Origin of the sequence: Sulfitobacter sp. R86518 (assembly GCF_042466275.1) — a bacterium.
Lineage (GTDB): Bacteria > Pseudomonadota > Alphaproteobacteria > Rhodobacterales > Rhodobacteraceae > Sulfitobacter > Sulfitobacter pontiacus.
The window spans coordinates 2,275,126-2,299,521 of sequence record NZ_JAXHCA010000005.1 but is presented as its reverse complement, the minus strand read 5'-3'; the positions used below and the strand labels follow the sequence as shown (position 1 = coordinate 2,299,521).

Below are 24,396 nucleotides of genomic sequence, written 5' to 3'. Positions count from 1 at the left end.
GTCAGAAATACGATAGGAACTGGTCGATCGCCTCTGTGCCGATCGACCAGTCACAGACCAGCCGCGCCGATAAGGGCTCATTCGGGTCGTCGCCCTCTAACGGGCCATCCATGACATAGTATTTCGCCCCCGCATCATGCAGCTTCTGGTGGATGCGGCGGGGCCATTTGGCAAAGATCATATTGGCGTCGGGTTTATGTAGCAGCGTTGCCCCTGCGGCGCGCAAACCGTCGGCCAGATGGCGCGCGTTGTCATTGGCCAAGGCGGCGGTTGTCTTCCACAAATCATCCTGCATATAGCCCGCCATCTGCGCAGACAGGAACCGGTGCTTGGAAAACAGATGCGCCCCGCGTTTGCGCCGCAACTCGAACTCCCAAGCCTTGGAGGGGTCGAAGAAAATCACCGCCTCGACACCCATGCAACCGTTCTTGGTGCCGCCAAAGCTGACGACATCGACGCCCGCTTTCCACGTCATCTCTGCCGGGGTGCAGCCCAGGGCAACCAGCGCATTGGCAAAGCGCGCCCCGTCCAGATGCACAGGCAGGTCATAGCTTTTGGCAACAGCGGTGAGGGCGTTCAGCTCTTCCAGCGAGTGGACCGAGCCCCGTTCGGTCACCTGCGTGATCGACACCGGCCCGCGCTGCGCGCCATGTACATTGCCCTCGGGGTGTTTCTCGATCGCCTTTGTCAGCGCCTCGGGCGTCATCTTGTCGTCGGTTTCAACCACGGTCAGCTTTGCGGCACCGGCATAGAACTCGGGCGCGTTGCATTCGTCTTCGTGGATATGCGAGGTGACGGAGCAAAAGATCGTCTGCCACGGCTGGGTGTAGCACGCCAGCGCGAGCGCATTGGCAGCGGTGCCGGTTGCGACCAGATAGACCGCGGCCTCGGGTGCCTCGAACGCGGTGCGGATCGCGTCGCGGACTTCGTCCATGATGGGATCGTTGCCATAGGGCATCGCGTGTCCGGTGTTTGCCTGTGCCAGACGGTTCATGATCTGGGGGTGAACAGGGCCCGCGTTGTCAGAGGCAAAAAACATCAGGTTGGCTCCTCAATGATGTGGTCTTCCCATTCCTCGAACGGGGTGTCGAATTCCGAGACGGTGTTATGCTGCACCGAGATCCCCGCGCGATGCACGCTATCAGGGTCACCGCTGATCAGCGGGTGCCAGTCATACAGCGGCTTGCCCTGCCATAGCAGCCGATAGGCGCAGGTCAGTGGCATCCAATAGGCGTGGGTATCCAGATTGTCGGGCTTCAGAACGATGCAGTCGGGCACGAATTGGTGCCGGTTCTCGTAGTGGCTGCACCGGCAGGTCGCATCATCCAGCAGGCGGCAGGCCACGCGGGTCAGGGCGACTTCTTCGGTGTCTTCGTCTTCAAGCTTGTTCAGGCAGCATTTTCCGCAGCCGTCACACAGCGCTTCCCATTCGTCTTGCGACATCTTGTTCAGCGGCTTCTTTTCCCAGAACCGTTTGGCAAGACCTTTGGCGGCAATCGGATCGGTCATAGCGCGGCCAGAATGCTGCGGGCCTGTGCGCTGTCGGCGTCCATCTGGGTGATCAGGGCGTCAAGACTGTCGAATTTTTCCTCGCCGCGCAGGTGGTCGACCAGCGCGACCGAGACATGCTTGCCGTAGAGATCGCCTTTGAAGTCGAAGATGAATGTCTCGAGGTTGGCCTTGTTCTCGCCGAACATAGGGCGCACGCCAAGGCTGGCAACGCCGTGGTAGCGCCCTGCCTGCGGCCCTTCAAGCACATCGACAAGCACCGCATAGACACCAAAGGCCGGCGGGTGCAGCCCGTCGATCGACATATTCGCCGTGGGGTAGCCCAGTTCGCGCCCGCGCTTTTCACCGTGCAGGATCGGGCCTTCAACGCGGTGCCAATGGCCCAGCATCGCGGCGGCGTCGCGGGGGCGTGCCTCTGTCAGCGCGTTGCGGATCGCGGTCGAAGACACGGTATCAGGGCCCTTTGCCATCAGCGGAGCGATGGTCACGCCGAACCCCATCTCGGCACCGAAGGCCTGCAGCTGTTCAGCGGTGCCCGCGCGCGCCTTGCCAAAGCGGAAGTCCGCGCCCACGACGACATGGCGCAGGCCCAGCCCATCAACGATCACCTCCTGCGCAAAGGCGCGGGGGCTGAGGCCGGAGAGGGCGGCATCGAACCCCAGCTCATACAGCTTGTCGACGCCGATCTTTTGCAACTGGTGCGCGCGCGCCTCTGCGCCCATCAGGCGGAAGGGCGGGGCGTCGGGGGCGAAATATTCGCGGGGGTGTGGCTCGAATGTGACCACGCCCAAGGGCGCGTCGGGCAGGGCGGCGCGGGCCATATCGATGACCGACCGATGCCCCAGATGCACCCCGTCGAAATTGCCAATAGCGGCGGTCGCCCCCTGATCGGAAGCGGATACAAATTGATAGTCGCGAATGATTTCCATGCGCTTGGTGGTAGCCCCCTCTGCCGGTGCTGACAAGCAGCGGGGCGGGTCACGGTGCCGAAAAACCGCAGCGTCGTGGGGCGGGCGCTGGCGGGAGGGCTATCGTCAGTCGAACTTGCGCGACGGGGCCAGAACGGTTGCTTCGCCAATCAGGACCTTTTTGCCGTCAATCGCACAGTGGCAATCCAGTTTCACACGGCGCTTGTCGAATTCGATATTGGTGACCTTCACCTCGGCATAGACCAGATCGCCGGGGCGCACGGGGGCCAGGAACTTGAGCGACTGCGCCATGTAGACGGTGCCATGCCCCGGCAGCTGCTCTCCGATCACGGCTGAGATCAGGCCAGCAGTCAGCATGCCGTGGGCGATCCGCCCCTCAAAGATGGTGTCCTGCGCATAGGCGTCGTCCAGATGTACCGGATTGCGATCAGTGGACACTTGCGCGAACATCTCGATGTCTTCGTCGGTGATGACCTTGCGCAGATAGCGCGTCATGCCGATTTCGATATCTTCAATACAGATCGTTCCACGGGGCAGATTATCCAACATGCCAGCCCTTTCAGTAATAAAGTGACGCCAGTTTTATCCAGTGTGAAACTTAATTACTTTGCAGGCGCAGAAACGCAAGGAAAAAGTAGGTCAGCGTAGGTGCCCAATTGTGTAGGTCGGAGCCGATGTTTCCTTTTCCAAATAACGGATTAGCGCCTCGGGATCGGGCTGGGTCTGCGTTTCGGTTTCCCGCGCGGCCAGACCGCCAGAGATGAAAAGCGAATCGATATCCTCGCCCATGGCCCCTTTGACATCGGTATGGATGCCGTCGCCGATGGCGAGAATGCCATTGTCGGTGATGTCCTTGTCCAATGCGTAGAGCTTGCGGCGGGCCAGGTCATAAATCGGCGGGTGCGGCTTGCCGAAATACAGGCTTTCCCCGCCCATCTCGGTATAAAGCGCCGCGACCGCACCGGCGCACCATTCGCGCACATCGCCACGGTCCACCACGATATCAGGGTTCGCGCAAAGCAGCTTGAGCCCCTTTTGCTTGGCATAAAGCAGTTGCGGGCGCAGCACTGAGGGGTCTTCGGACGGATCGAAAGGGCCGGTGCAGACGATGCCTTCGGCGTCTTCCAGATCAACCCGTTGGATATCGACAGGATCATCAAGCACGTCGCTGGGATCAAAGAAGTGTTTGTCCGTGGGCGGGCCGAGGTGCCAGACCTGCGTGCCCACCATGCCGCGATACATCGCCGTGCGCGCAGAATTGCCCGAGGTGGCAATATCGTCCCACGCATCATCCGGTACCCCGAAATGCGCCAGTTGTTTGATCACGCCGTCGCGGGGGCGGGGGGAGTTTGTGACCAGCACCACCTTGCCGCCGCCGTTGCGATAGGCTTGCAGCGCGGTGACCGCATCCGGCAGCGCCTTGACCCCGTCGTGAACGCAGCCCCAAAGGTCCACGAACAAGGCGTCATAGCGGTCAGAGATTTCGAAAAGGTTATTGATAATCTGGGTCATGGGCCGCTTTCCAATCTGCAAGAGCTTTGCACCGCAGAAAGCACACATCCCCCCGCGGGGCAACTGGGCAGCGCAACAGGCCCGCGCCGTGATGCGTGTCAGAGCCGCGCCAACCCGTCCGCGATTTCGCCCGCGATGGCGGCGGCATCCACCCCCTCACGTTCCGCCGAGACGCGCAGCCCCAGCACATCGGACTGGTAGCGCCGCGCCAGACTGCGCGGATCGTGTTCGGTGCTGATGTCACCGGCGGCTTGGGCTTGGAAAAACAGCTCTGCGAACATCTGCTCCATCTTCAGCAGATGGGCGTTTGCCTTTTGCGCCAGCGGATGACGGTGGGCTTGCAGTTCAAGCAGGGTTTTCGAGAGCATGCAGGCTTTGGCCGGTGCGGTGTCATTCGAAATCACCATGCGGGGAAATTTTTGCAGCGCGGGCAGGGGGCCTTCGTTACGGGCAAGCGTCTTCATCCGCTCTGACCCGTCAGCGGCGTAGCGATCAAGCGCCAGTTCGAACAGCGCATCCTTTGACCCGAACGCTGCATAGAAGCTGCCCGGCTTCATCTTAAGGCTCGCCTCCAGGTCCTTCAGCGACGTGCCCGCCCAACCGCGTTGCCAGAACAGATCGCGGGCGCGTTCGATCAGATCTTCACGGTCATAGCTGGGTTTGCGGGGCATGGGATCACCTTTTCTTGAATGATTGCTCAATTATATACTTGAGTGATCGCTCAATAAACCCTAAATGTACTTTAGCGAAACATTTACAGGAGCTTTTCCATGTCCTTCCCCTCTCACGATCTTGATACCGCACCCGAAGCCTCCAAGCCGCTGCTTGAGCAGTCGCAGAAGGCCTTTGGCCGTCTGCCCGGTTTGCACAAGGTTCTGGCCGAAAGCCCACAGGCTTACGAAGGCTATCAGGTGCTGCACAAGCTGTTCACCGAAACCGATTTTGATGCGGAAGAGCTGACAGTTGTCTGGCAGGCGATCAACGTCGAAAACGAATGCCACTACTGCGTCCCTGCGCACACAGGTATCGCCAAGATGATGAAGGTATCGGACGAAATCTCGGACGCGCTACGCAACGAAACCGCGCTGCCGACACCCAAGCTGGAAGCGCTGCGCACCTTTACCGTCCAGATGTTCCGCCAGCGCGGCAATGTGTCCGACGATCAGATGAAAGCGTTCTTTGACGCGGGCTATGGCCACCGCGCGGTGCTGGATGTGATCCTTGGGATGGCGCAGAAAACCATGTCCAACTACGTGAACCACGTCGCGCAGACACCCGTCGACGACGTGTTCAAGCCGCTGGCATGGGAACGCGGCGATACCCCTTTGAAGGTATAAGCCCCTCACGCTTCGGCGCGGCGCTGAAATGACAAAAGCCCCCCTGATCTCAGGGGGGCTTTTGCGTTTGTGCCCCCGCTAAGCAAGGGGCCAGTTAGGTCCGTTTAGACTTTGATGTTCGGGATGATCTGCTTTTTACGGCTCATCACACCGGGCAGGACAACGCTGTCACCGGTGACGGTCGCGCCAAAGCTTTTCTCTGCCACAGACTTGGTAAAGTCGTTGGGGATCAGCATGGTGGCTTCTTCGTTCAGGATGTCGACTACGAAAAGCAATACCTGATCGGCCCCGTCTTCTGTGGCAACGCCGGGCATAGCAGCCATCAGCGCGTCTTTACGGTTCAGCACGGCTGCGGGCGATGTAGTTTCCAGAACGGAGACGCGGAATTTCTTGCCGTCGACTTCGTATTCTTTCGAATCCATGCGCAGCAGCTCTGCCTCGGAGAAGGACGAGACGTCGGATTTCGCCGCAAACATCTGCGCCGCATATTCAGCGATGTCGACACCCAGATCCTTGGCCAGCGCGTGGGCGATGGCGGTGTCTTCTTGCGTTGTGGTCGGGCTGCGGAATTCCAGCGTGTCGGACAGGATGCAGGTCAGCATCGCGCCTTTGATATTGGCGGGCATCTGCGCCATGTCATCACCGATCATTTTGTACATGATCGTCGCGGTGCAGGCGAGCGTCTCCATCACGATGTTGACGGGGCCTTTGGTTTCAAGCCCGCCCACCAGACGGTGGTGGTCGATGATGGCGGTGATGTCCGCGTCATTGATGCTGGCGGGCAGTTCGGCAGGATTGTTGGTGTCAACGATCACAACGGGCTGGTCGGCTTGCACGTCGTCGATGATCTGTGGCTTGTCCAGCTTCCAGTGGTCCAGCATGAACAGCGCTTCGGTGTTGGGCTCGCCCAGCAGGGCGGGGGCGGCGTCGACGCCTTTGATTTCATTCAGGTACCATGCCCAGATGATCGGGCTGCCGGTGCTGTCTGTGTCGGGGGATTTATGGCCAAAAACAAGCGTTGTCATAGGAATGTCCTGCAGTGGGAGAGTGTTGATTTGCGCGCCTTATATGGTTGGTTGGCGCAGTTGTCACCACCTGCCTGATAGCCGCGGCTTTGGGGTTCTCAGCAGCGGGGCAAAGCTGGTAGCACTGCACCCATGACAAACCCGCGCGAAACCGACCTTTACCCGCCGATCAAATCCTTTCTCGAGGATCAGGGCTATGTCGTGAAGTCAGAGGTGGGGGCTGCCGATGTCGTGGCCGTTCGCGGGGCAGAGCCGCCGGTGGTGGTCGAACTGAAGCTGGGCTTTAGCCTCGCGCTGTTCCATCAATGTATCGCGCGTCTGTCGGTTAGCGATGATGTCTATCTGGCGGTCGCCCGTCAGCCGGGCAAACGTTTTGCCAAGGCGGTCAAGGACAACACAGCGCTGGCGCGGCGTTTGGGGTTGGGGTTGATCACCGTGCGGCTGAAGGATGGTCTGGTCGAAGTGCATTGCGATCCGGGCCCCTATGCGCCGCGCAAAAGCGCCAAGCGGCAGGCGCGGCTGCTGCGTGAATTCGCACGGCGTCAGGGGGACCCGAATGACGGCGGGCAGACGCGGGCAGGGCTGGTCACGGCCTATCGGCAGGATGCGCTGAAGCTCGCGATGTACCTGTTCGAGGCAGGGGCCAGCAAAGGTGCCCATGTCGCGCGCGAAACCCAGGTTCAGCGGGCCACCGCCATGATGCGCGACAATCACTACGGATGGTTTGAAAAGATCGAGACAGGCATATACGGCCTGACCCCGACAGGTGCCGAAGCCGTTTCCGCCGCGGGGCGGGTGCTCGGGTCGGACTAGCCTGCTCGGGCCACGGTGCAAGTTGGCTAAAATTTTTCAAATTACCGTGGTTGACTAGGGCCGTGCACATCCTTAGCTATCCCTCGTTAGCACTCGGCAGGGCTGAGTGCTAATGGCTGCACCCCTCGACCGGAGGGGCGGCTTGGGAGAATAACTTTGAGCCTTAAGGAGCTGAAAGATGGCATTTAAACCGCTGCATGACCGTGTGCTGGTGCGCCGCACCGAAAGCGAAGAAAAAACCAAGGGTGGCTTGATCATCCCTGATTCCGCAAAAGAAAAACCCTCCGAGGGTGAAGTTGTTTCTTGTGGCGAAGGCGCGCGCAAGGACAGCGGTGAGCTGATCGCAATGGCTGTAAAAGCCGGCGACAAGGTTCTGTTCGGCAAATGGTCCGGCACAGAAGTCACCCTGGACGGCGAAGAACTGCTGATGATGAAAGAAAGCGACATCATGGGGATCCTGTCCTGAGCTCAGGCAGACCGGGGCCTAGCGCCTCACCCAAGATACGCTGACATCAACCCAAGATTTTAGGAGAGACACTATGTCTGCTAAGGACGTAAAATTCGGGACCGACGCCCGTAACAAGATGCTTAAGGGTGTGAACATCCTTGCCGATGCCGTCAAAGTCACACTGGGCCCCAAAGGCCGTAACGTTGTGCTGGACAAATCCTTTGGCGCGCCTCGCATCACCAAAGACGGTGTATCCGTAGCGAAAGAAATCGAACTGGAAGACAAGTTCGAAAACATGGGCGCACAGATGGTCAAGGAAGTTGCTTCCCGGACCAACGACGAAGCGGGTGACGGTACAACAACCGCAACCGTTCTGGCCCAAGCCATCGTTAAAGAAGGCATGAAATCGGTTGCCGCTGGCATGAACCCGATGGACCTGAAGCGCGGCATCGACATGGCGACCACCACTGTCGTCGAAGCGATCAAAGCAGCAGCGCGCCCTGTCAACGACAGCGACGAAGTTGCCCAAGTCGGCACCATCTCTGCAAACGGCGAGAAAGAAATCGGCCGTCAGATCGCGGACGCGATGCAGAAAGTCGGCAACGAAGGTGTGATCACCGTCGAAGAGAACAAAGGTCTGGAAACAGAGACCGATGTTGTTGAAGGCATGCAGTTCGACCGCGGTTACCTGTCCCCTTACTTCGTGACCAACTCCGACAAGATGACTGTCGAGCTGGAAGACGCGATCATCCTGCTGCACGAGAAAAAACTGTCCTCGCTGCAGCCAATGGTTCCCCTGCTTGAGCAAGTGATCCAGTCGCAAAAACCACTGCTGATCATCTCCGAAGATGTTGAAGGCGAAGCGCTGGCAACTCTGGTTGTCAACAAACTGCGCGGCGGTCTGAAAATCGCAGCGGTCAAAGCACCTGGTTTCGGCGATCGCCGCAAAGCCATGCTGCAAGACCTTGCGATCCTGACAGGCGGTCAAGTGATCTCCGAAGATCTGGGCATGAAGCTCGAGTCCGTTACAATGGACATGCTGGGTTCGGCCAAGAAAGTCACCATCACCAAAGACGAAACAACCATCGTTGACGGCGCTGGCGAGAAGGCCGAGATCGAAGCACGTGTTGCTCAGATCCGTAACCAGATCGAAGAAACCACATCCGACTACGACAAAGAGAAGCTGCAAGAACGCGTTGCCAAACTGGCAGGCGGTGTTGCCGTGATCCGCGTTGGCGGCATGTCCGAAGTCGAAGTTAAAGAGCGTAAAGACCGCGTTGATGATGCCCTGAACGCGACACGTGCCGCTGTTCAAGAAGGTATCGTTGTTGGTGGTGGTGTTGCACTGGTTCAAGCGGGCAAAAAGCTCGAAGGGCTGACAGGCGACAACGCAGACCAGAACGTTGGTATCGGCATCGTCCGCAAAGCGCTCGAAGCGCCTCTGCGTCAGATCGCTGAAAACGCTGGTGTTGACGGTTCCGTAGTGGCCGGCAAAATCCGCGAAAGCGACGACCTGAAGTTCGGCTTCAACGCTCAGACCGAAGAATATGGCGACATGTTCAAATTCGGTGTTATCGACCCTGCCAAAGTTGTGCGTACAGCGCTGCAAGACGCGGCATCCGTTGCTGGTCTGCTGATCACAACCGAAGCCATGGTTGCCGACAAACCGTCGAAAGACGGCGGCGCAGCCGGCGGCATGCCCGACATGGGCGGCATGGGCGGCATGGGCGGCATGATGTAAATCACGCCGCGGGGGCGATCACGCCCTTGTGCTGACAGAATGAAGGGGCGCATCACCAGATGCGCCCCTTTTTCATGGTACGTCGCGCGTCGGTAGCCTAAGCAGTCGCCATGCGTATTTTCTTGCTCACCGCCCTTGTGATGGTCGCCTTCGCGGCCAACTCTGTCCTGACCCGCTTTGCCATTGCCGGCGGGCATATTGATCCAACCGGATTTGCCGTGGTGCGGGTGTTGTCAGGGGCGGTGCTCTTGGCGCTGCTGGTCGTGCTGCGCGGCGGGCGGGTGCCCTTGCTGCGACGTCAACAGGGGCTGGGGGCGGTCACGCTGGCGATCTATATTATCGGTTTCTCGCTCGCCTATCTGACGCTGGACGCAGGCTTGGGCGCGCTTATCCTGTTCGGTGTGGTCCAGATCGCCATGTTCGCCCATGGTGCGCTGTTCGGCGTGACACCGACACCACGCAAGCTGTTAGGGGCGGGGGTGGCGTTTGCCGGATTGGTGCTGGTGCTCTGGCCGTCGCAAGGCGTGGCGGTTGACCCATTGGGCGCCATGTTGATGATCGCCGCAGGGCTCGGCTGGGCCGCCTATACGATCATTGGCCGCGGTGCGTCTGACCCGCTGGCAGGCAGCGCGGGGAACTTTGTGATCTGTACGCCCTTGGTCGCTATGCTGCTGCTGGTGCAGCCGACATTCTACACCCCCACGGGCATTGTTCTTGGCGTGGTCTGCGGGGCCGTCACCTCGGGCCTCGGATACGCGCTTTGGTATGCGGTGCTGCCAAGGCTGGCGCAGGCGACGGCGGCGGTGGTGCAACTGTCGGTGCCGGTCATCGCGATCCTTGCCGGTGCGCTTTTGCTGGCAGAGCCTTTGGGCGCAAAGGTGATCATTTCCACCGCGTTGGTGCTTGGCGGGATCGGGCTGGCGGTCAGCGCACGATCGGCTCCAGCGGGTCGTAGCTGATCGGGTCGTTGCCAAAGGCGACCTGCGCCAGACTGTCCGGCTTGACCCGCAGACCGCGCATCTCGTCGGGGGTGACCCAGCGGCGGTCGGTCACGATCCTTTCGGCGTCCTGCCACGCGGGGTCCACTTCGGCAGAGCCGGTCACCGTGCAGCGAAAGTAGATATCCACCTGATGGAAATCCCCCTCGGGGTCGTGGAATTCATTCACCAAGCAGGGCACCCCCACGGCGATCTGCAGGCCGGTTTCCTCAAACACCTCGCGGACCAGATTGTCGGGCAGGGCGCTGCCGCGTTCTACCCCGCCACCGGGCGCGCACATCAGGTCGCTTTTGCCATCGGGATAGGCGTTGACCAGCAGCAAGCGGCCTTCATGGACCAACACGGCACGAACCGCCAAACGCGGGCTATTTTCCGCCATCTTACCCTCAATCTCGCGGCGCATGCGTCAAAGCATTTCACATGCGGCGTTTTCAGTCTATTTGACCCTAGCTATGAAAACACTGGTCACAATCACTTTCTCGCTTGGCGTGCTGTCGGGCATGGCACAGGCGCAAGCGTCGCTTTCCACAGCCGGAAAGGGGCGCTGCGTGGTGCTGTTGCACGGGCTCGCCCGAACAGAGACCTCCTTTGCCGTGATGGAGGCCGCGCTCGAGACCGAGGGCTACACCGTGGTGCGCCCCGGTTACCCGTCAACCACCGCCCCCGTCGAAGAGCTGACCCGCCGCACCTTGCCCGACGCAGTCGCGGCATGCGGGACGCAAAAGGTTGATTTTGTGACCCATTCCATGGGCGGTATCCTTCTGCGGCAATGGGTTGCCGAGACGGGAGATGCGCGTATCGGCCGCGTCGTCATGCTGGCCCCGCCCAATCACGGCAGCGAAGTGGTGGACACGCTGGGTGATCTTGCCGCCTTTGACTGGATGAACGGTCCCGCAGGGGCGCAGATGGGGACGGGTGAAAACTCCCTCCCGCTGCGGTTGCCTCCGGTTACCTTTGATCTGGGCGTGATCGCGGGGACGCAATCGCTGAACCCCTATTTCTCGTCGCTGCTGCCGGGGCGCGATGATGGCAAAGTGTCCGTCCAATCCGCGCGGGTCGACGGGATGCGCGATTTTCTGATGCTGCCGGTGACGCATACGTTCATGATGATGAACCCGACGGTGATTGCGCAGACGATGACCTATCTGGACACAGGGAAATTCGACCGGTCGCTGGGGTTCGTGGACGCGGTGCTGGATTCAATCGGCTGCCCCGATGGGGCCTGCTTGCCGGGACAAAAGGCTAACGATGCTGAACGTTGAATTTACGGGGGCGCACGTCTTGGGCGCGGATGTGCTTGAGCCCCGCCGGCTGGCGGTTGCGCAGGGGCTGATTACCGATGTGGCGCAAACCACGCGCGTTGATCTTGACGGTTACATGATCGTGCCGGGGATCGTCGATGTGCATGGGGACGGGTTCGAACGGCACCTCGCCCCCCGTCGCGGTGCGATGAAAACCATGCAAGAGGGTCTGGTCGCCGCCGAGGCAGAGCTGGCCGCCAATGGCATCACCACCGCCGTGCTGGCGCAGTTCATCAGCTGGGAAGGCGGCCTGCGCGGCTATGAATTTGCCGAACAGGTCTTTGGCGCGATCCAGCAGGTGTCGGATACGTTGGTTACAGACCTGCGCGGACAGCTCCGGCTCGAGACGCATCTGCTGGACCTCTACGCCGATCTGCCGCAGCGCATGCAGGACTGGGGGCTGTCCTATGTCGTGTTCAACGACCATCTGCCGCACGACCGGCTGGCGAAAGGGCAGGTGCCCAAACGCATGGTAGGGCAAGCGCTTAAGGCAGGACGCAATCCGGACGACCATCTGCGTATGATGCAAGACCTGCACGCCCAAAGCGCGGATGTGCCCGGCGCGCTGGACTGGCTGTGCAAGGTGCTGGCGTCGCGGGGCATCCAGATGGGCAGCCATGATGACACCACCGCCGAAGGGCGCGCCCTATGGCGCAAGCGTGGCGTGCGCGTCGCCGAGTTCCCCGAGACGTTGGAGGCAGCCGAAGCCGCAGCGGCGGCGGGGGATCATGTGGTGCTGGGGTCGCCCAATGTGGTGCGCGGCGGGTCGCACAACGGCAATGTTTCCGCGCTTGACCTGATTTCGATGGGGATCGGCGGGGCGCTTGCCTCTGACTACCATTACCCGTCGCCACGACGCGCGGCCTTCATGCTGGCGGATCGTGGCGTATTGCCCTTGGCGCAGGCGTGGCACTTGGTGTCGGCAGGGCCCGCGACGGTACTGGGGCTGTCGGATCGGGGCGTGATCGCCACCGGAAAACGGGCTGATCTACTGGTGCTGGACGCGCAGACGCGCCGTGTGGCCCTGACGATGTCGGGCGGGCGCGTCAGCTATATGTCCGGTGATATTGCCGCGCGGTTCCTTCGCTAGGCCCGCGCGGATATCGCCCTAGCTGGGCCGTTTAACGATGTTCACATGGCCCATCTTACGGCCCGGTTTGACGTCGGCCTTGCCGTACAGATGCAGCGCTGTGTCGCGCTGTTTCGCCAGCTCGGGCACGCGGTCCATATCGTCGCCGATCAAGTTCTCCATCACCACATCTGCATAGCGGCTGCCGTCGCCCAAGGGCCATCCCGCCACGGCACGGATGTGCTGTTCGAACTGGTCCACCGCACAGCCGTTCTGCGTCCAATGACCCGAGTTATGCACCCGTGGCGCGATCTCATTCACGATGAAACCTTGCGGCGTGACGAAAAGCTCGACCCCCAGCACGCCGACATAATCCAGCGCATTCAGGATCTTGGCGGCCAGCAGTACCGCATCCATGCGCTGTGCGGCGCTGAGCCGGGCAGGGACGGTGGTGGTGTGCAGGATGCCATCGCGGTGCACATTCTCGCCCGGATCGAAACAGGCAACCTCGCCCGAGGGGCTGCGCGCGGCGATCACGGACACTTCGGCGGTGAAGTTCACAAAGCCTTCCAGCACCGCAGGATTGCCAGCCATATCCGCCAAGGCCCCCGCCGCATCATCCGCACTGCGCAGACGCGACTGGCCCTTGCCGTCATAGCCGAAGCGACGGGTTTTCAGGATCGACGGCGCGCCAATGGTCGTCATCGCGGCCTCCAGATCGGCGGCATTGGTGATATCGGCAAAGGGGGCGACAGTCAGGCCCAAACCTTCGAGGAACTGTTTCTCCACCAGACGGTCCTGACTGGTGCGCAGCGCCTCGCGGTTGGGACGGATGGGGGTGATGTTTTCGATCACATCCAGCGCATCTGTCGGGATGTTTTCAAACTCGAAGGTGACAATATCAACCGATTTGGCAAAGGCGGTCAGCGCGTCGACGTCATCATAGCCAGCGGTGGTCAGCGCATGGGCGACATCACCTGCAGGCGGGTTGGCACCGGGTTCAAAGACATGCGTGCGAAACCCCAGACGTGCGGTGGCAACGGCCAGCATGCGCCCCAATTGCCCGCCGCCCAAAATCCCGATGGTGGCCCCTGTCTTCAATGCTTCAGTCATCCGAAGGCTCCTCTGGGATGGAGGCGCTGAGCGCGTCGCGCCAAGCGTCAAGACGGGTGGCAAGGGTAGGGTCTTGGAGGGCCAGAATGCCCGCCGCCATCAACGCGGCATTCGCAGCACCTGCCGCACCGATCGCCATCGTCGCGACCGGAAAGCCCCGGGGCATCTGCACAATAGAATAAAGCGAATCCACACCCGACAGCGCCTTGGTCTGCACCGGTACGCCGATCACCGGCACGCGGGTCTTGGACGCCATCATGCCGGGCAAATGCGCAGCACCGCCCGCACCGGCGATGATCACCTGCAGGCCACGGTCGGCGGCGGTTTTCCCATAGCTCCACAACCGGTCGGGGGTGCGGTGTGCCGATACGATCTTGGCCTCGTAAGCGATACCAAGTTCATCCAGCAGCGTCGCTGCCTCGCGCATCGTGGCCCAATCGGACTGCGAGCCCATGATGATGCCGACAGGTGGATTTTCCATGAAAAAGGGCCTTTGCTAGAGCGTATAAGAAGCGCGCACTATAGCCATGATCGCCCGCGTGGCAATCCGCTGGCGGGCGCTGTCAGGCGGTAATATCGGGGGTCAGCCGGTCTTCGATTTGGGCAATCAGGTCTTTCAGGCGCAGCTTGCGTTTTTTCAGCCGCTGCAGCGTCAGTTGATCGCCCGTCCCCTTATCGACCAGCGCCTGAATGGCATCGTCCAGATCGCGATGCTCGCGGCGAAACACCTCAAGCTCGACACGCAGGACATCGTCATTCTTCATCGACAGGTCGGAGGGAGGATTCATAGGTTTGGCTGATTCTTGCTATATCTAGGCCTGCGAATATAGGCGGTTGCAATTCAAAGGCATAGCCCTTGCGTCCTGCCCCCATGGCCCCCATATTTGATGCAGGTCGCCGAATACGGGGCCGGATGACTGACTGTCGCTTATCTTAAAGGACGTGTCTTATGACGAAATTAACGCTGGCTTCCTACCCGCATATGCTGGGTTTCGAGCAGTTGGAACGGGTGATGGAACGTACGGCGAAGGCCGGAAACGAAGGCTATCCACCGTTCAACATTGAACAAACGTCGGACTATAGCTACCGCATTACGCTTGCGGTTGCAGGTTTTGCGGAACAAGATCTCTCTATAACCGTTGAGGATAGACAGCTTGTGATCCGTGGCCGTCAGGTCGACACGCAAGAAGACCGAATCTTTTTGCACCGCGGGATCGCCGCACGCCAGTTCCAGCGATCTTTCGTACTGGCCGACGGTGTAGACGTTGGCGAAGCGCTGATTGAAAACGGCCTGCTACACGTCGATCTCACCCGCGCGAAGCCCGAAAAAGTCGTTCAGACCATTAAGATCAGAAAAGGGGAATAAAATGCATAACGAAGAAACGCATGTTCAGGACCGTACCGTCTACGTCAAGATGATTGCCGTGTCCGACCTTCCCCTCGAAGTGCGCGAACAGGCGGAAGGGCTAAAACAGCTATACGCCGTGCATGACGCTGAAGGGCAGCAGCTGGCGCTGGTCGGTGACCGCAAGCTCGCCTTTAGCCTCGCGCGCGATCATGACTATGCGCCTGTGATGGTGCATTAAGGCTTAACATATAAAATTGAACAAAAAGGGTCGCTGTTTTGCGGCCCTTTTTTGTGCACGACGTCCAACAACGCGCACGTAAAAGGCCAGCCTATGAGGGCTGGCCTTTCTGTGTCCGACTTGGCGAAAGGATTACCCTTTAATCAGCCCCATGCTTTCCAGCTTGAGCAGCACCTGATGGGCGCAGTTGTCGACGTCGACATTCTCTGTCTCGACGCGCAGTTCGGGGGTTTCGGGAACGTCATAGGGGTCTGAGATCCCTGTGAATTCCTTGATCTTGCCTTCACGCGCCAGCTTGTACAGCCCCTTGCGGTCGCGGCGTTCGCATTCCTCGATGGAGGTGGCGACATGCACCTCGACGAAGGCACCAAAGCTCTCCACGTCTTCGCGCACCGCGCGGCGTGTGGTGGCGTAAGGCGCAATCGGCGCACAGATGGCGATGCCGCCGTTCTTGGTGATCTCGGACGCGACATAGCCGATGCGGCGGATGTTCAGATCGCGGTGCTCTTTGCTAAAGCCCAATTCCGACGACAGGTTCTTGCGAACGATATCGCCATCCAGAAGCGTGACGGGACGGCCGCCCATCTCCATCAGTTTGACCATCAAAGCATTGGCGATTGTCGATTTCCCCGAGCCGGAGAAACCGGTGAAGAAGACGGTAAAGCCCTGCTTGTTGCGTGGCGGCTTGGTGCGGCGCAGCTCTTCAACCACCTCGGGGAAGGAGAACCATTCGGGGATTTCCAGCCCTTCCTGCAGACGGCGGCGCAACTCGGTGCCCGAGATGTTGAGGATGGTGATGTCATCCTTGTCCTCGATCTCGTCAATCGCCTCGTATTGCGCGCGCTCGGCGACCCAAACCATATGTTTGAAGTCGACCATTTCGATGCCCATTTCTTCCTCATGGGCGCGGAACAGATCCTGTGCGTCATAGGGGCCATAGAAATCCTCACCGGCAGAGTTCTTGCCGGGGCCCGCGTGGTCGCGGCCCACGATGAAATGGGTGCAGCCGTGGTTCTTGCGGATCAGACCGTGCCACACGGCCTCGCGGGGGCCAGCCATGCGCATGGCGAGGTTCAGCAGGCTCATCGCGGTGGTGGCGGCGGGGTATTTGTTCAGCACGGCCTCGTAGCAGCGCACGCGGGTAAAGTGGTCCACATCGCCGGGCTTGGTCAGGCCGACAACGGGGTGGATCAACAGGTTCGCCTGCGCTTCACGCGCGGCGCGGAAGGTCAGTTCCTGGTGCGCGCGGTGCAGGGGGTTGCGGGTCTGGAAGGCCACAACCTTGCGCCAACCCATCTTGCGGAAATAGGCACGCAGCTCGTTCGGCGTGTCGCGACGCGCCTTGAAATCATAGTGGACGGGCTGCTGGATGCCAGTCACAGGGCCGCCCAGATAGACGTTGCCCGCGGTGTTATGCAGATAGTTCACCGCCGGATGCGCGCTGTCATCCGCGCCAAAGACTTTCTCTGCTTCGCGGGCCTTGTTTGGAACCCAACGGTCTGTGACGGTCATGACCGCCAAAATCACGCCTTCCTGATCGCGCAACGCAATGTCCTGCCCGATCTCGAGCCCTTCGGCAAACTTCTCGGACACATCAAGGTTGATCGGCATCGGCCACAGCGACCCATCTGCCAGACGCATGTTTTCGACAACACCGTCATAGTCTTCTTCGGTCAAGAAACCCTTAAGAGGGTTGAAGCCACCGTTCATCAGCAGCTCTAGATCGCAGATCTGGCGCGGCGTCAGGTCATGGCTGACCAGATCGCCAGCTTCCACCTTCAGCTTCTGCGCCGAGTTGTAAGAGACATAGAGTTCAGGGATCGGAGCAAGGTTGGGCGTTTGCATGGGCGTCTCGCAATATTTTAGGTTCAAATTCGAATATTCGGGCTGATAGACCGCACCGATTGGGCTAGGCAACCTTTGTAGCCGCTTTGCGGCGAATTACGGACAGCGACGTGTTTTTTGCTGGGAAAAGGCAATCTTATCCCAGCAAATGCCATCCTAGGCGAACGTTATGCGTCGTCTTTTACCTCGGCTCCATAGCCAAGCGGCAGCGATGTGTCTTTGCCTTCGTCATCGCCAACTTCTGCAAGGAATCGTTCAGCCTCTAGCGCGGCCATGCAGCCCATGCCGGCGCTGGTCACGGCCTGACGGTATTTGTGGTCGGTCAGGTCGCCCGCCGCGAATACACCGGGGACAGAGGTTTCGGTGCTGTCCGGCTTGGTGACGACATAGCCGCCCATATGCGTTTCCAGCGTATCCTTGACCAGTTCATTCGCGGGCGCGTGGCCGATGGCGACGAAAACACCTTTGCACGGAATATCGGTGATCTCGCCGGTTTCGACGTGCTTGACCTTGACCCCTTCGACACCAAGCGGCGCATCGGTGCCATAAACTTCATCCAGTTGGTGGAACCACAGCGGTTCGATCTTTGGATTTTTCATCAGCCGGTCGATCAGGATCTTCTCGGCGCGCAGCTCGTCCCGGCGGTGGATCAAGGTGACCTTGGAGGCGAAGTTGGTCAGGAACAGCGCTTCTTCCACGGCGGTGTTGCCACCCCCGATGACCACGATTTCCTGATTGCGATAGAAGAAGCCGTCGCAGGTGGCACAGGCCGAAACGCCGAAGCCTTTGAACTTCTCTTCGGTCTCAAGCCCCAGCCATTTTGCCCGTGCGCCTGTTGCAAGGATCACGGCGTCGGCCACATAGGTCGTGCCGCTGTCGCCCTTGGCGTGGAAGGGGCGGCTGGACAGGTCCAGATCGGTGATGATGTCGCCGATGATCTCGGTCCCCATCGCCTTGGCGTGGTCCTGCATGCGGATCATCAGATCGGGGCCCTGGACCTCGCTGTCGCCGGGCCAGTTTTCAACCTCGGTCGTGGTGGTCAACTGCCCGCCCGGTTCGATGCCTTGTACAAGGATCGGGTTCAGCATCGCGCGGCTGGCATAGACACCGGCAGTATATCCGGCAGGGCCGGAGCCGATGATCAAAAGCTTGGTTTCGCGAGTTTCGGCCATGATAAAGAACCCCAGAATGTATCATTTGTTGCGTTCCAACCGATATAGACGCCCCTCGGGTTGCCTTAAACCCCAAGTTTGCATATCCGCCCTGCAAAGATCGCCGTCATCGAAAATGCGGTTGATTTTTGCTTGAATTCAGAACATTGCGCACCGGCGAAAGATTATTGCGTCCAACGATGTTGGTGCTATAACAATTGAAAATCCTATGGGGGTATTATGGCAGGGACGCGGCTTGATCCGATTGATCGGAAAATTTTAGCCGAATTGCAGGCGGACGGGCGCATGACCAACGTTGAGTTGGCCAAACGGGTAGGCATCTCTGCACCGCCGTGCCTGCGCCGGGTCCGGACCCTTGAGGAAAGCGGATATATCCGCGGCTACCACGCGAATGTTAACGCGCGTGAGCTGGGGTTCGAGGTGCAGGTCTTCGCGATGGTCGGTCTGGCCAGCCAGGCTGAATCCGACCTCACCGCTTTTGAAGAGAAGTGCCGCAACTGGCCGCTGGTCCGCGAATGTCACATGCTCAACGGCGAGGTGGATTTCCTGCTGAAATGCGTCGCCCCCGATCTGTCGAGCTTCCAGAGCTTTCTGACCGGACAATTGCTGACGACGCCCAATGTGGAAAGCGTCAAAACCAGCCTTGTGATCCGCCCGGCCAAAGACGAACCGGGCGTGCCTTTTGATGTGCTGGAAAGCCGTCTGAAAAGCGAACCCTAAGGGCTATTGCGCAGCGTAGATCGGGTCTGACCGTTCTGACGCGCGGGGGTGACACAGCGGGCCAAAATCTTTGGCAGTACTGATATGCGGAAACATTGATAAAAACGCGTCACGTTGATGCAGCGGCAGGGCTGCGATTGTCGACGGGCCGGGGTGAAATGTCTCCATCTCCAGACCGCTGACGCTGATCGCGGCATGACGGGCAAGACCCAAGTGATACAGCCGTACCGGCGTCGGAGGCTGAATTTCGATTATGTTCACCCCGTCCACCAGATCTCGCATCAGGGTAAAGACCTTGCGCGTCTGCTCTGCGCCGCGAAGACTTTGCGGCGTATGCAGAATGCGCGCAGCGGGACCGAAGGTCAGGAAACCAGAGGGGCGGGCCAGCCCCAGACTGTCCGCCATGACCCGTACAAGCGGCGTGCGATGGCCGATATCCGCAGGGACGAACTTGCTTGATCCAACCCAAAGAAGCGGAGTGTGCAGCCCGTCGGCCTGTACGATCCGGTCACCGGGGCAAAGGTCTTCGACCGGGATTTCCCCTTGGGTCGTGCGGATCAATGTGCCATGGGCGAAAGCGGAAAACGGTTCTTCGAACAACGGTGTGGCAGGGGCGTAGCCTTCGGTCACAAAGACGGAGCCGTCCTGACGCAGCACCGCAATCTCATACGCGCGGGTGCGTCCGGTAGATCTGGCACGCGCTTCCCGCAGAACCGAACGGGAGGCTGCGGATTGCGCCGTATGTGTAGGGGAGGGGATGAAATCAGGGGCAGTATGCAATGTCATAACGTGACCTTTATATGGTCGATCCCACATGCCTAGCCCCCGCTGAAACACCTGCGATCCGGATTAATCCGCGCGAGAGAGGCCCGCGCGCAGAGAATGTTTGTGATCGGTCTCAAACCATCTGTGCGGACAGGCACCCGCCCGTCGCGCGCAGGGTCACCGGCTGGCCCGAGAACCCCCGGGCCATAAGCCGACCCTGTTCAGGCGGCTTTTTGCTGGGACGTCAGGGCAGCGCGTTTCGCGATAAACGCGGCGCGGCGTGTGCCACGGGACCAAGGCAGGTTCACGCCTTCCTTGTTGGAAGCGTCGATAACCGATTTGATGAAGCGTGCATTGGTTTTCATGCTCTGTATCCTATTGTCTATGGGCAATGCCCTTTCGTCGAGGATCACTATGCAAATGCTTTCGGGCACCGATGGGGCATTTCGCGAAAAAATACAGATAATTCGAGCAGACCTGGGCGCGGTTTGTGGCACGGCCTCAAAAGCGCGGAACACCCTTGAATTTATGACCTGTGGTAGAAAATGCGCCGCCATTCAAACAGGCTGCTGGCCGGCTATGGGGCGAAATTTGGGCAGGTGCCTGTCGCATTGCTGCCTAAATTCACGCTTCTATAGCACAATCGCAGCGATCAGCCGGCCATAGTCAGCCTCTTTCGCGTGGGTGCTGCGACGGTAGCTATAGAAACGATCCGCATCGCTATAGGTGCAGTGGCGCGTCCATTCCGCATGGCCGACACCTGCCGCGCGCAGTCGGTTCAGGCCAAAGCCCGCAAGGTCGAACTGCATCCGGTCATCGGTGCCATTTGCGAAATAGCGGGCGAATGTCGGATCTTCTGCTAGGAAGGCATCGATGAACTCTGGCCCGACCTCATAGGCGCGCTGGCTGATGCAGGGGCCGATCACCGCTGTGATATTGTCGCGCGTGGCCCCAAGGTCTTCCATCGCCTCGACCGTGGCCGTCAGCACCCCGTCAAGCGCGCCGCGCCAACCGGCATGCGCCGCCCCGATCACGCCGGCTTCGGCGTCGTGGAACAGCACAGGCTGGCAATCGGCGGTCAGGATCGACAAGGCCAGCCCCGGTGTCGCGGTGACCAGCGCATCGGCGCGGGGCTTCTCGTTCAGGGGGCCATCGACGCTAATGACGGTGGCGGAATGGATCTGATGCACGCCAACCAGATGGTCCGGTGCCACGTCCATTGCATCGGCGACACGGGCACGATTGATCTCTACGACCTCGCGCTGGTCGGAACTGCCAACCCCGCAATTCAGCCCGGCAAACACGCCAGAGGAGGCTCCGCCGCGGCGCGTAAAGAACCCGTGGCGCACGTCGCCAAGACTATCGGAGGTGAGTATTTCCAGCGTCATGGTTCCAATCCTGGGGGCGGGCTGCGGTGCGGAGGATAAATCCCCATCACTTTAAACAAATTTCCCATTTCTGACGGATGCGTCAAGCGTCTATGTGCGGCGACATGGGCGTTCAGCGCGTCCTCGGTCATGCCCTTGGCAAGGGTCTGTGCGCGTTGTGTGATCCCGAGGCGTTCTAGAAAGACGCCCTGCGGGGTGATGCGGGTGTGGCTGGCCGGTGCGGCTGCGAGGGCAAGCTTTTCAAAATCGACGTGTGCTGTCAAATCGGCCTGGCCAGGGTCGGCCAGCGGATCGGCTTTTTCATGCCCCTGCAGCGCCTGCAAGGTATCGCCCAGACTGTGCCAGTCGCCATAATCCACGATCAGCGCGGCACCGCCGTGGGTCGCGATCCGTTCCGACACAGGGTGGAGGATCGGCGCAAGCTGAGTGCAATCCTCGACCAGATCGCCGGGCTTGGTATCAGCCAGCCGGTCGGCCAGCGCGGGTTGCGGCAGTTCGGGCCCCAGCCCAAAGCTCAACGCGCCGTCCGCCAGCCCAATCTGCCGTTCGCGCCACGATGTTTCGCCACGGACGAACTGGCGGATCGGCAGCGCGTCGAAAAATTCATTCGCCACCAGAAAAAGCGGCTGGTCGGGCAGCGCGTCGGTCCCGTCGGCCCAGATCACCTGATGCCCCGCAAGGGTCTTGGCCTGCACATCGCGCAGCGTCGGGGACGCCTCTACCAGCGTAATCCGCGCCGCCTCGATAAAGCCGGGCACGTTGCGGGTCGCGCGCAGGATATCGGCCATCAGGGTGCCGCGGCCGGGGCCGAGCTCGGCCAAGGTGAAGGCCGAGGGCGCGTCTTGGGCGAGCCAGCTCTGCGCGAGACACAGGCCCAACAGCTCTCCGAACATCTGGCTGATCTCGGGGGCAGTGGTAAAATCGCCTTGGGTGCCAAAGGGGTCACGGGTGGTATAATAGCCCTGCGTCGGATGCAGCAGGCAGGTGGCCATATATTCGTCGATCCGCATCGGCCCGTTGGACGCGATGCGGCTGTGTAGAATGTCGCGCAGTGTGGTCATGCCTTGCGCGTCGCCCGCAAGATCAGGAACACCCCGATGGCAATCATCGGCAGGCTCAGCAGTTGGCCCATGGTCAGCCCCCAGCCGTTTACATGCCACGCCAGCCCCAGCGGGTTGTTGGCGCTGACAAATTGCGCATCAGGTTGGCGTACGAATTCGACGATGAAACGCGCGGCCCCGTAGCCGGCCAGAAAGACGCCGCCAATCAGCCCCTCCGATTTCAGCCCGCCGCGCCGCCATGCCAGATAGATCAGCAGGGCCCCAAGGATCAGCCCCTCAAGCAGCGCCTCATATAGCTGCGAGGGATGCCGCGCACAGATCGTTGCAATGTCTGGGCAGTCCTGTGCGGCCACCGTGGGAAAGGCCACGCCCCAGGGCAGATCGGTGGGGCGGCCCCAAAGCTCTGCATTGATGAAATTCGCCAGACGCCCCAGAAACAGGCCGGGTGCCAGCCCCAGACAGACGACATCACCGGTAGAGATCGTGCTGATGCCGTGACGTTTGGTATAGGCGATGCCCGCAAAGATCACCCCAAGCGCGCCGCCGTGGAACGACATGCCACCCTCCCAGATCCGCAGGATCTGCGCGGGATTGCTGAGGTAATAGCCCGGTTGATAGAACAGTACATATCCCAGACGCCCGCCCAGAATGACGCCCAGAATGACCCAGAAAAGCAGATCCTCGACCTGCTGTTTGGTCATGACGGGGGTATTGCCCGCCCAGAGCTTGGGCCGCTCAACCGCGCGCACAACGATGCGCCAGCCAACGAGGATGCCGACGATATAGGCCAGCGCATACCAGCGCAGGGCGACGGTCATGCCAAACAATGTGAACGAGAAAATCTCGGGCGATAGGTCGGGGAAGGGGAGCATTGCATTCATGCGCTGATTGAGCCTGACCGTAAACGGAAGTCAACCTTGCGAGAACCCGCTTTGCACACCATATAGTGAGCAACAGCCGATCAGGAGAGAATGACCATGCAAACGCGCAACAAGATTTTCGACGACATCTCGCAGATGATGACCAATGCCATGGGCGTGGCCCAAGGGGCCAAGACCGAAGCAGAGACCGCGATGAAGGGAATGCTGGACCGTTGGCTGGCAGACCGTGATTTCGTGACACGCGAAGAATTCGACGCGGTGCGCGCCATGGCGCAAAAAGCCCGCGAAGAGAATGAAGCGCTGAAGGCGCGGCTTGATGCGATGGACAGCAAGGGCTGATCGCCGCGCTCATCCTCGGCCAACTCTGTACGATGTGATCCGCACCCGCCTTTTGGCGGGTGTGTTCGTTTTTGGGGTGGCGCCTTCGCTTCTAATGCTGTCAGTCTCGGGCGGCATTCTATAAATTGGGGGTTATGCTGCTTTTATCCACAAGATACTGAGGTTATCCCCTATCTTTCGTGGTTACCCCCAGAAAAAGACTTGCCTCAGGGCCGCGTTGCGCGCACCATATTTGGTATAGGTCGCTAAGAGCTTCGGCGATTTATGGTAGATGCACCCATGTATTGATGTGCCTGCGCATATGAATACCCGGATCCAAAGAGGTGACCACATGGCCCTGACAGAGCAGTATCTTGAAGAAGACATTCACCCCATCGACATCGTAGAAAATCTCGCGGCGTATCACGACTGGGACTTCGACCGTATATCGGACGAACAGATCGCGATGGCCGTCGAAGGGCAGTGGCGGACCTATTCCATCACCCTCGCGTGGTCGCCCTTTGACGAAACCCTGCGCCTTGTCTGCACCTTCGAAATGGATCCGCCCGCGGAAAAACTGCCGGTGCTCTATCACTTGCTCAACGATGTGAACGATCAATGCTGGACCGGTGCTTTCACCTATTGGCCGGAACAAAAGCTGATGGTTTATCGCTATGGGCTGGTTCTTGCCGGGGGGCAGGATGCCTCTGCGCAGCAGATTGATACCATGATCAACGCCGCCGTGAACAACGCAGAGCGGTATTATCCCGCGGTGCAACTGGCGGTTTGGGGCGACCAGACGCCCCGACAAGCCCTTCAGGTTGCCATTGCAGAGGCGTACGGCCACGCATAGGTGTATCCCCGA

The 24,396-nt window shown here is 60.1% G+C and carries 30 protein-coding genes; 12 read left to right on the top strand and 18 right to left on the bottom strand.

Annotated elements, in window-relative coordinates:
* Position 1: 1 nt before the first annotated feature.
* The 6 genes from SJY36_RS12250 to SJY36_RS12225 all read right to left on the bottom strand — a co-directional run bounded on the left by SJY36_RS12250 (position 2) and on the right by SJY36_RS12225 (position 4,621).
* Positions 2–1,039 (bottom strand): threonine aldolase family protein, encoded by a 1,038-nt coding sequence (locus SJY36_RS12250; RefSeq protein ID WP_386175471.1) that lies wholly within the window; start codon positions 1,037–1,039, stop codon positions 2–4.
* Entirely contained in the window at positions 1,039–1,509 is a 471-nt protein-coding gene (locus SJY36_RS12245) for a YcgN family cysteine cluster protein (RefSeq protein ID WP_289080219.1), read from the bottom strand. The genes SJY36_RS12250 and SJY36_RS12245 overlap by 1 nt, the downstream gene beginning before the upstream one ends.
* Positions 1,506–2,438 carry a bifunctional riboflavin kinase/FAD synthetase gene (locus SJY36_RS12240; protein WP_037944760.1) on the bottom strand — a complete coding sequence of 311 codons (933 nt, stop codon included), beginning with the start codon at positions 2,436–2,438 and terminating at the stop codon, positions 1,506–1,508. The genes SJY36_RS12245 and SJY36_RS12240 overlap by 4 nt, the downstream gene beginning before the upstream one ends.
* Before the next feature lie 105 nt (positions 2,439–2,543).
* Positions 2,544–2,987 (bottom strand): MaoC family dehydratase, encoded by a 444-nt coding sequence (locus tag SJY36_RS12235; protein ID WP_005849555.1) that lies wholly within the window; start codon positions 2,985–2,987, stop codon positions 2,544–2,546.
* A gap of 90 nt (positions 2,988–3,077) precedes the next feature.
* The gene (locus SJY36_RS12230) at positions 3,078–3,950 is read right to left on the bottom strand and encodes a TIGR01459 family HAD-type hydrolase (RefSeq protein WP_386175467.1); all 873 of its coding nucleotides are present in this window, start codon (positions 3,948–3,950) and stop codon (positions 3,078–3,080) included.
* A 98-nt stretch (positions 3,951–4,048) separates the two neighbouring features.
* A complete protein-coding gene (locus SJY36_RS12225; RefSeq protein ID WP_386175464.1) occupies positions 4,049–4,621 on the bottom strand; it encodes a TetR/AcrR family transcriptional regulator in 573 nt (190 codons plus the stop codon).
* 99 nt (positions 4,622–4,720) lie between these two features.
* Here SJY36_RS12225 and SJY36_RS12220 point away from each other — a divergent pair, with 99 nt between their 5' ends.
* Positions 4,721–5,287: a carboxymuconolactone decarboxylase family protein gene (locus tag SJY36_RS12220; protein ID WP_009825196.1), complete on the top strand. Its 567-nt coding sequence runs from the start codon at positions 4,721–4,723 to the stop codon at positions 5,285–5,287.
* Between the two features lie 104 nt (positions 5,288–5,391).
* On the opposite strand, the gene SJY36_RS12215 is transcribed toward SJY36_RS12220, so the two are convergent.
* Positions 5,392–6,312 carry a manganese-dependent inorganic pyrophosphatase gene (locus tag SJY36_RS12215; protein WP_306285104.1) on the bottom strand — a complete coding sequence of 307 codons (921 nt, stop codon included), beginning with the start codon at positions 6,310–6,312 and terminating at the stop codon, positions 5,392–5,394.
* A 132-nt stretch (positions 6,313–6,444) separates the two neighbouring features.
* Here SJY36_RS12215 and SJY36_RS12210 point away from each other — a divergent pair, with 132 nt between their 5' ends.
* From SJY36_RS12210 to SJY36_RS12195, 4 genes are all read left to right on the top strand, one after another.
* On the top strand, positions 6,445–7,125 hold the full coding sequence (locus tag SJY36_RS12210; protein WP_037944755.1) for a DUF2161 domain-containing phosphodiesterase: 681 nt from the start codon (positions 6,445–6,447) through the stop codon (positions 7,123–7,125).
* A gap of 178 nt (positions 7,126–7,303) precedes the next feature.
* Positions 7,304–7,591 carry a co-chaperone GroES gene (locus tag SJY36_RS12205; protein ID WP_005849542.1) on the top strand — a complete coding sequence of 96 codons (288 nt, stop codon included), beginning with the start codon at positions 7,304–7,306 and terminating at the stop codon, positions 7,589–7,591.
* A gap of 73 nt (positions 7,592–7,664) precedes the next feature.
* Positions 7,665–9,314, top strand: coding sequence for a chaperonin GroEL (gene groL, locus SJY36_RS12200; RefSeq protein WP_005849541.1), 1,650 nt, complete (start codon positions 7,665–7,667; stop codon positions 9,312–9,314).
* 110 nt (positions 9,315–9,424) lie between these two features.
* A complete protein-coding gene (locus SJY36_RS12195; protein ID WP_386175458.1) occupies positions 9,425–10,273 on the top strand; it encodes a DMT family transporter in 849 nt (282 codons plus the stop codon).
* On the opposite strand, the gene SJY36_RS12190 is transcribed toward SJY36_RS12195, so the two are convergent.
* On the bottom strand, positions 10,239–10,715 hold the full coding sequence (locus SJY36_RS12190; RefSeq protein ID WP_386175456.1) for an NUDIX domain-containing protein: 477 nt from the start codon (positions 10,713–10,715) through the stop codon (positions 10,239–10,241). The genes SJY36_RS12195 and SJY36_RS12190 overlap by 35 nt on opposite strands.
* Positions 10,716–10,764: 49 nt before the next feature.
* Here SJY36_RS12190 and SJY36_RS12185 point away from each other — a divergent pair, with 49 nt between their 5' ends.
* Complete coding sequence (locus SJY36_RS12185; RefSeq protein WP_341205233.1) at positions 10,765–11,574, top strand: alpha/beta fold hydrolase; 810 nt, start codon at positions 10,765–10,767, stop codon at positions 11,572–11,574.
* Positions 11,561–12,703, top strand: coding sequence for an alpha-D-ribose 1-methylphosphonate 5-triphosphate diphosphatase (locus SJY36_RS12180; protein ID WP_386175452.1), 1,143 nt, complete (start codon positions 11,561–11,563; stop codon positions 12,701–12,703). Before SJY36_RS12185 ends, SJY36_RS12180 begins: the two co-directional genes overlap by 14 nt.
* Before the next feature lie 18 nt (positions 12,704–12,721).
* Here the strand turns inward: SJY36_RS12180 and SJY36_RS12175 are convergent, their stop codons facing one another.
* The 3 genes from SJY36_RS12175 to SJY36_RS12165 form a co-directional block, all read right to left on the bottom strand.
* Entirely contained in the window at positions 12,722–13,795 is a 1,074-nt protein-coding gene (locus tag SJY36_RS12175) for a 5-(carboxyamino)imidazole ribonucleotide synthase (RefSeq protein ID WP_386175449.1), read from the bottom strand.
* Positions 13,788–14,276, bottom strand: coding sequence for a 5-(carboxyamino)imidazole ribonucleotide mutase (purE, locus tag SJY36_RS12170; RefSeq protein WP_064217128.1), 489 nt, complete (start codon positions 14,274–14,276; stop codon positions 13,788–13,790). The genes SJY36_RS12175 and purE overlap by 8 nt, the downstream gene beginning before the upstream one ends.
* Before the next feature lie 82 nt (positions 14,277–14,358).
* On the bottom strand, positions 14,359–14,583 hold the full coding sequence (locus SJY36_RS12165; RefSeq protein WP_005849528.1) for a YdcH family protein: 225 nt from the start codon (positions 14,581–14,583) through the stop codon (positions 14,359–14,361).
* A gap of 161 nt (positions 14,584–14,744) precedes the next feature.
* Between SJY36_RS12165 and SJY36_RS12160 the strand changes: the two genes are divergently transcribed.
* Together SJY36_RS12160 and SJY36_RS12155 are read left to right on the top strand one after the other, a co-directional pair.
* Positions 14,745–15,161, top strand: coding sequence for an Hsp20 family protein (locus SJY36_RS12160; RefSeq protein ID WP_005849527.1), 417 nt, complete (start codon positions 14,745–14,747; stop codon positions 15,159–15,161).
* A gap of 1 nt (position 15,162) precedes the next feature.
* The gene (locus SJY36_RS12155) at positions 15,163–15,381 is read left to right on the top strand and encodes a DUF1150 family protein (RefSeq protein ID WP_009825186.1); all 219 of its coding nucleotides are present in this window, start codon (positions 15,163–15,165) and stop codon (positions 15,379–15,381) included.
* Between the two features lie 132 nt (positions 15,382–15,513).
* Here the strand turns inward: SJY36_RS12155 and SJY36_RS12150 are convergent, their stop codons facing one another.
* On the bottom strand, positions 15,514–17,226 hold the full coding sequence (locus SJY36_RS12150) for a bifunctional sulfate adenylyltransferase/adenylylsulfate kinase (protein WP_386175445.1): 1,713 nt from the start codon (positions 17,224–17,226) through the stop codon (positions 15,514–15,516).
* Positions 17,227–17,393: 167 nt separating this feature from the next.
* A complete protein-coding gene (gene trxB, locus SJY36_RS12145; RefSeq protein ID WP_005849520.1) occupies positions 17,394–18,398 on the bottom strand; it encodes a thioredoxin-disulfide reductase in 1,005 nt (334 codons plus the stop codon).
* 219 nt (positions 18,399–18,617) lie between these two features.
* Between trxB and SJY36_RS12140 the strand changes: the two genes are divergently transcribed.
* Positions 18,618–19,118, top strand: coding sequence for an Lrp/AsnC family transcriptional regulator (locus SJY36_RS12140; protein WP_005849518.1), 501 nt, complete (start codon positions 18,618–18,620; stop codon positions 19,116–19,118).
* Positions 19,119–19,121: 3 nt separating this feature from the next.
* On the opposite strand, the gene SJY36_RS12135 is transcribed toward SJY36_RS12140, so the two are convergent.
* The 5 genes from SJY36_RS12135 to lgt form a co-directional block, all read right to left on the bottom strand.
* Positions 19,122–19,904 (bottom strand): Hint domain-containing protein, encoded by a 783-nt coding sequence (locus SJY36_RS12135; RefSeq protein WP_386175442.1) that lies wholly within the window; start codon positions 19,902–19,904, stop codon positions 19,122–19,124.
* A 200-nt stretch (positions 19,905–20,104) separates the two neighbouring features.
* Complete coding sequence (locus tag SJY36_RS12130; RefSeq protein ID WP_005849514.1) at positions 20,105–20,248, bottom strand: hypothetical protein; 144 nt, start codon at positions 20,246–20,248, stop codon at positions 20,105–20,107.
* Positions 20,249–20,515: 267 nt separating this feature from the next.
* The gene (gene pgeF / locus SJY36_RS12125; protein ID WP_005849512.1) at positions 20,516–21,271 is read right to left on the bottom strand and encodes a peptidoglycan editing factor PgeF; all 756 of its coding nucleotides are present in this window, start codon (positions 21,269–21,271) and stop codon (positions 20,516–20,518) included.
* The gene (locus tag SJY36_RS12120; RefSeq protein ID WP_386175438.1) at positions 21,268–22,332 is read right to left on the bottom strand and encodes a class I SAM-dependent methyltransferase; all 1,065 of its coding nucleotides are present in this window, start codon (positions 22,330–22,332) and stop codon (positions 21,268–21,270) included. The genes pgeF and SJY36_RS12120 overlap by 4 nt, the downstream gene beginning before the upstream one ends.
* Positions 22,329–23,213 (bottom strand): prolipoprotein diacylglyceryl transferase, encoded by an 885-nt coding sequence (gene lgt / locus SJY36_RS12115; protein WP_005849509.1) that lies wholly within the window; start codon positions 23,211–23,213, stop codon positions 22,329–22,331. The genes SJY36_RS12120 and lgt overlap by 4 nt, the downstream gene beginning before the upstream one ends.
* A 96-nt stretch (positions 23,214–23,309) precedes the next feature.
* Between lgt and SJY36_RS12110 the strand changes: the two genes are divergently transcribed.
* Together SJY36_RS12110 and SJY36_RS12105 are read left to right on the top strand one after the other, a co-directional pair.
* Positions 23,310–23,552: an accessory factor UbiK family protein gene (locus SJY36_RS12110; RefSeq protein WP_005849508.1), complete on the top strand. Its 243-nt coding sequence runs from the start codon at positions 23,310–23,312 to the stop codon at positions 23,550–23,552.
* Between the two features lie 331 nt (positions 23,553–23,883).
* The gene (locus SJY36_RS12105) at positions 23,884–24,384 is read left to right on the top strand and encodes a YbjN domain-containing protein (protein ID WP_386175435.1); all 501 of its coding nucleotides are present in this window, start codon (positions 23,884–23,886) and stop codon (positions 24,382–24,384) included.
* Positions 24,385–24,396 lie beyond the last annotated feature (12 nt).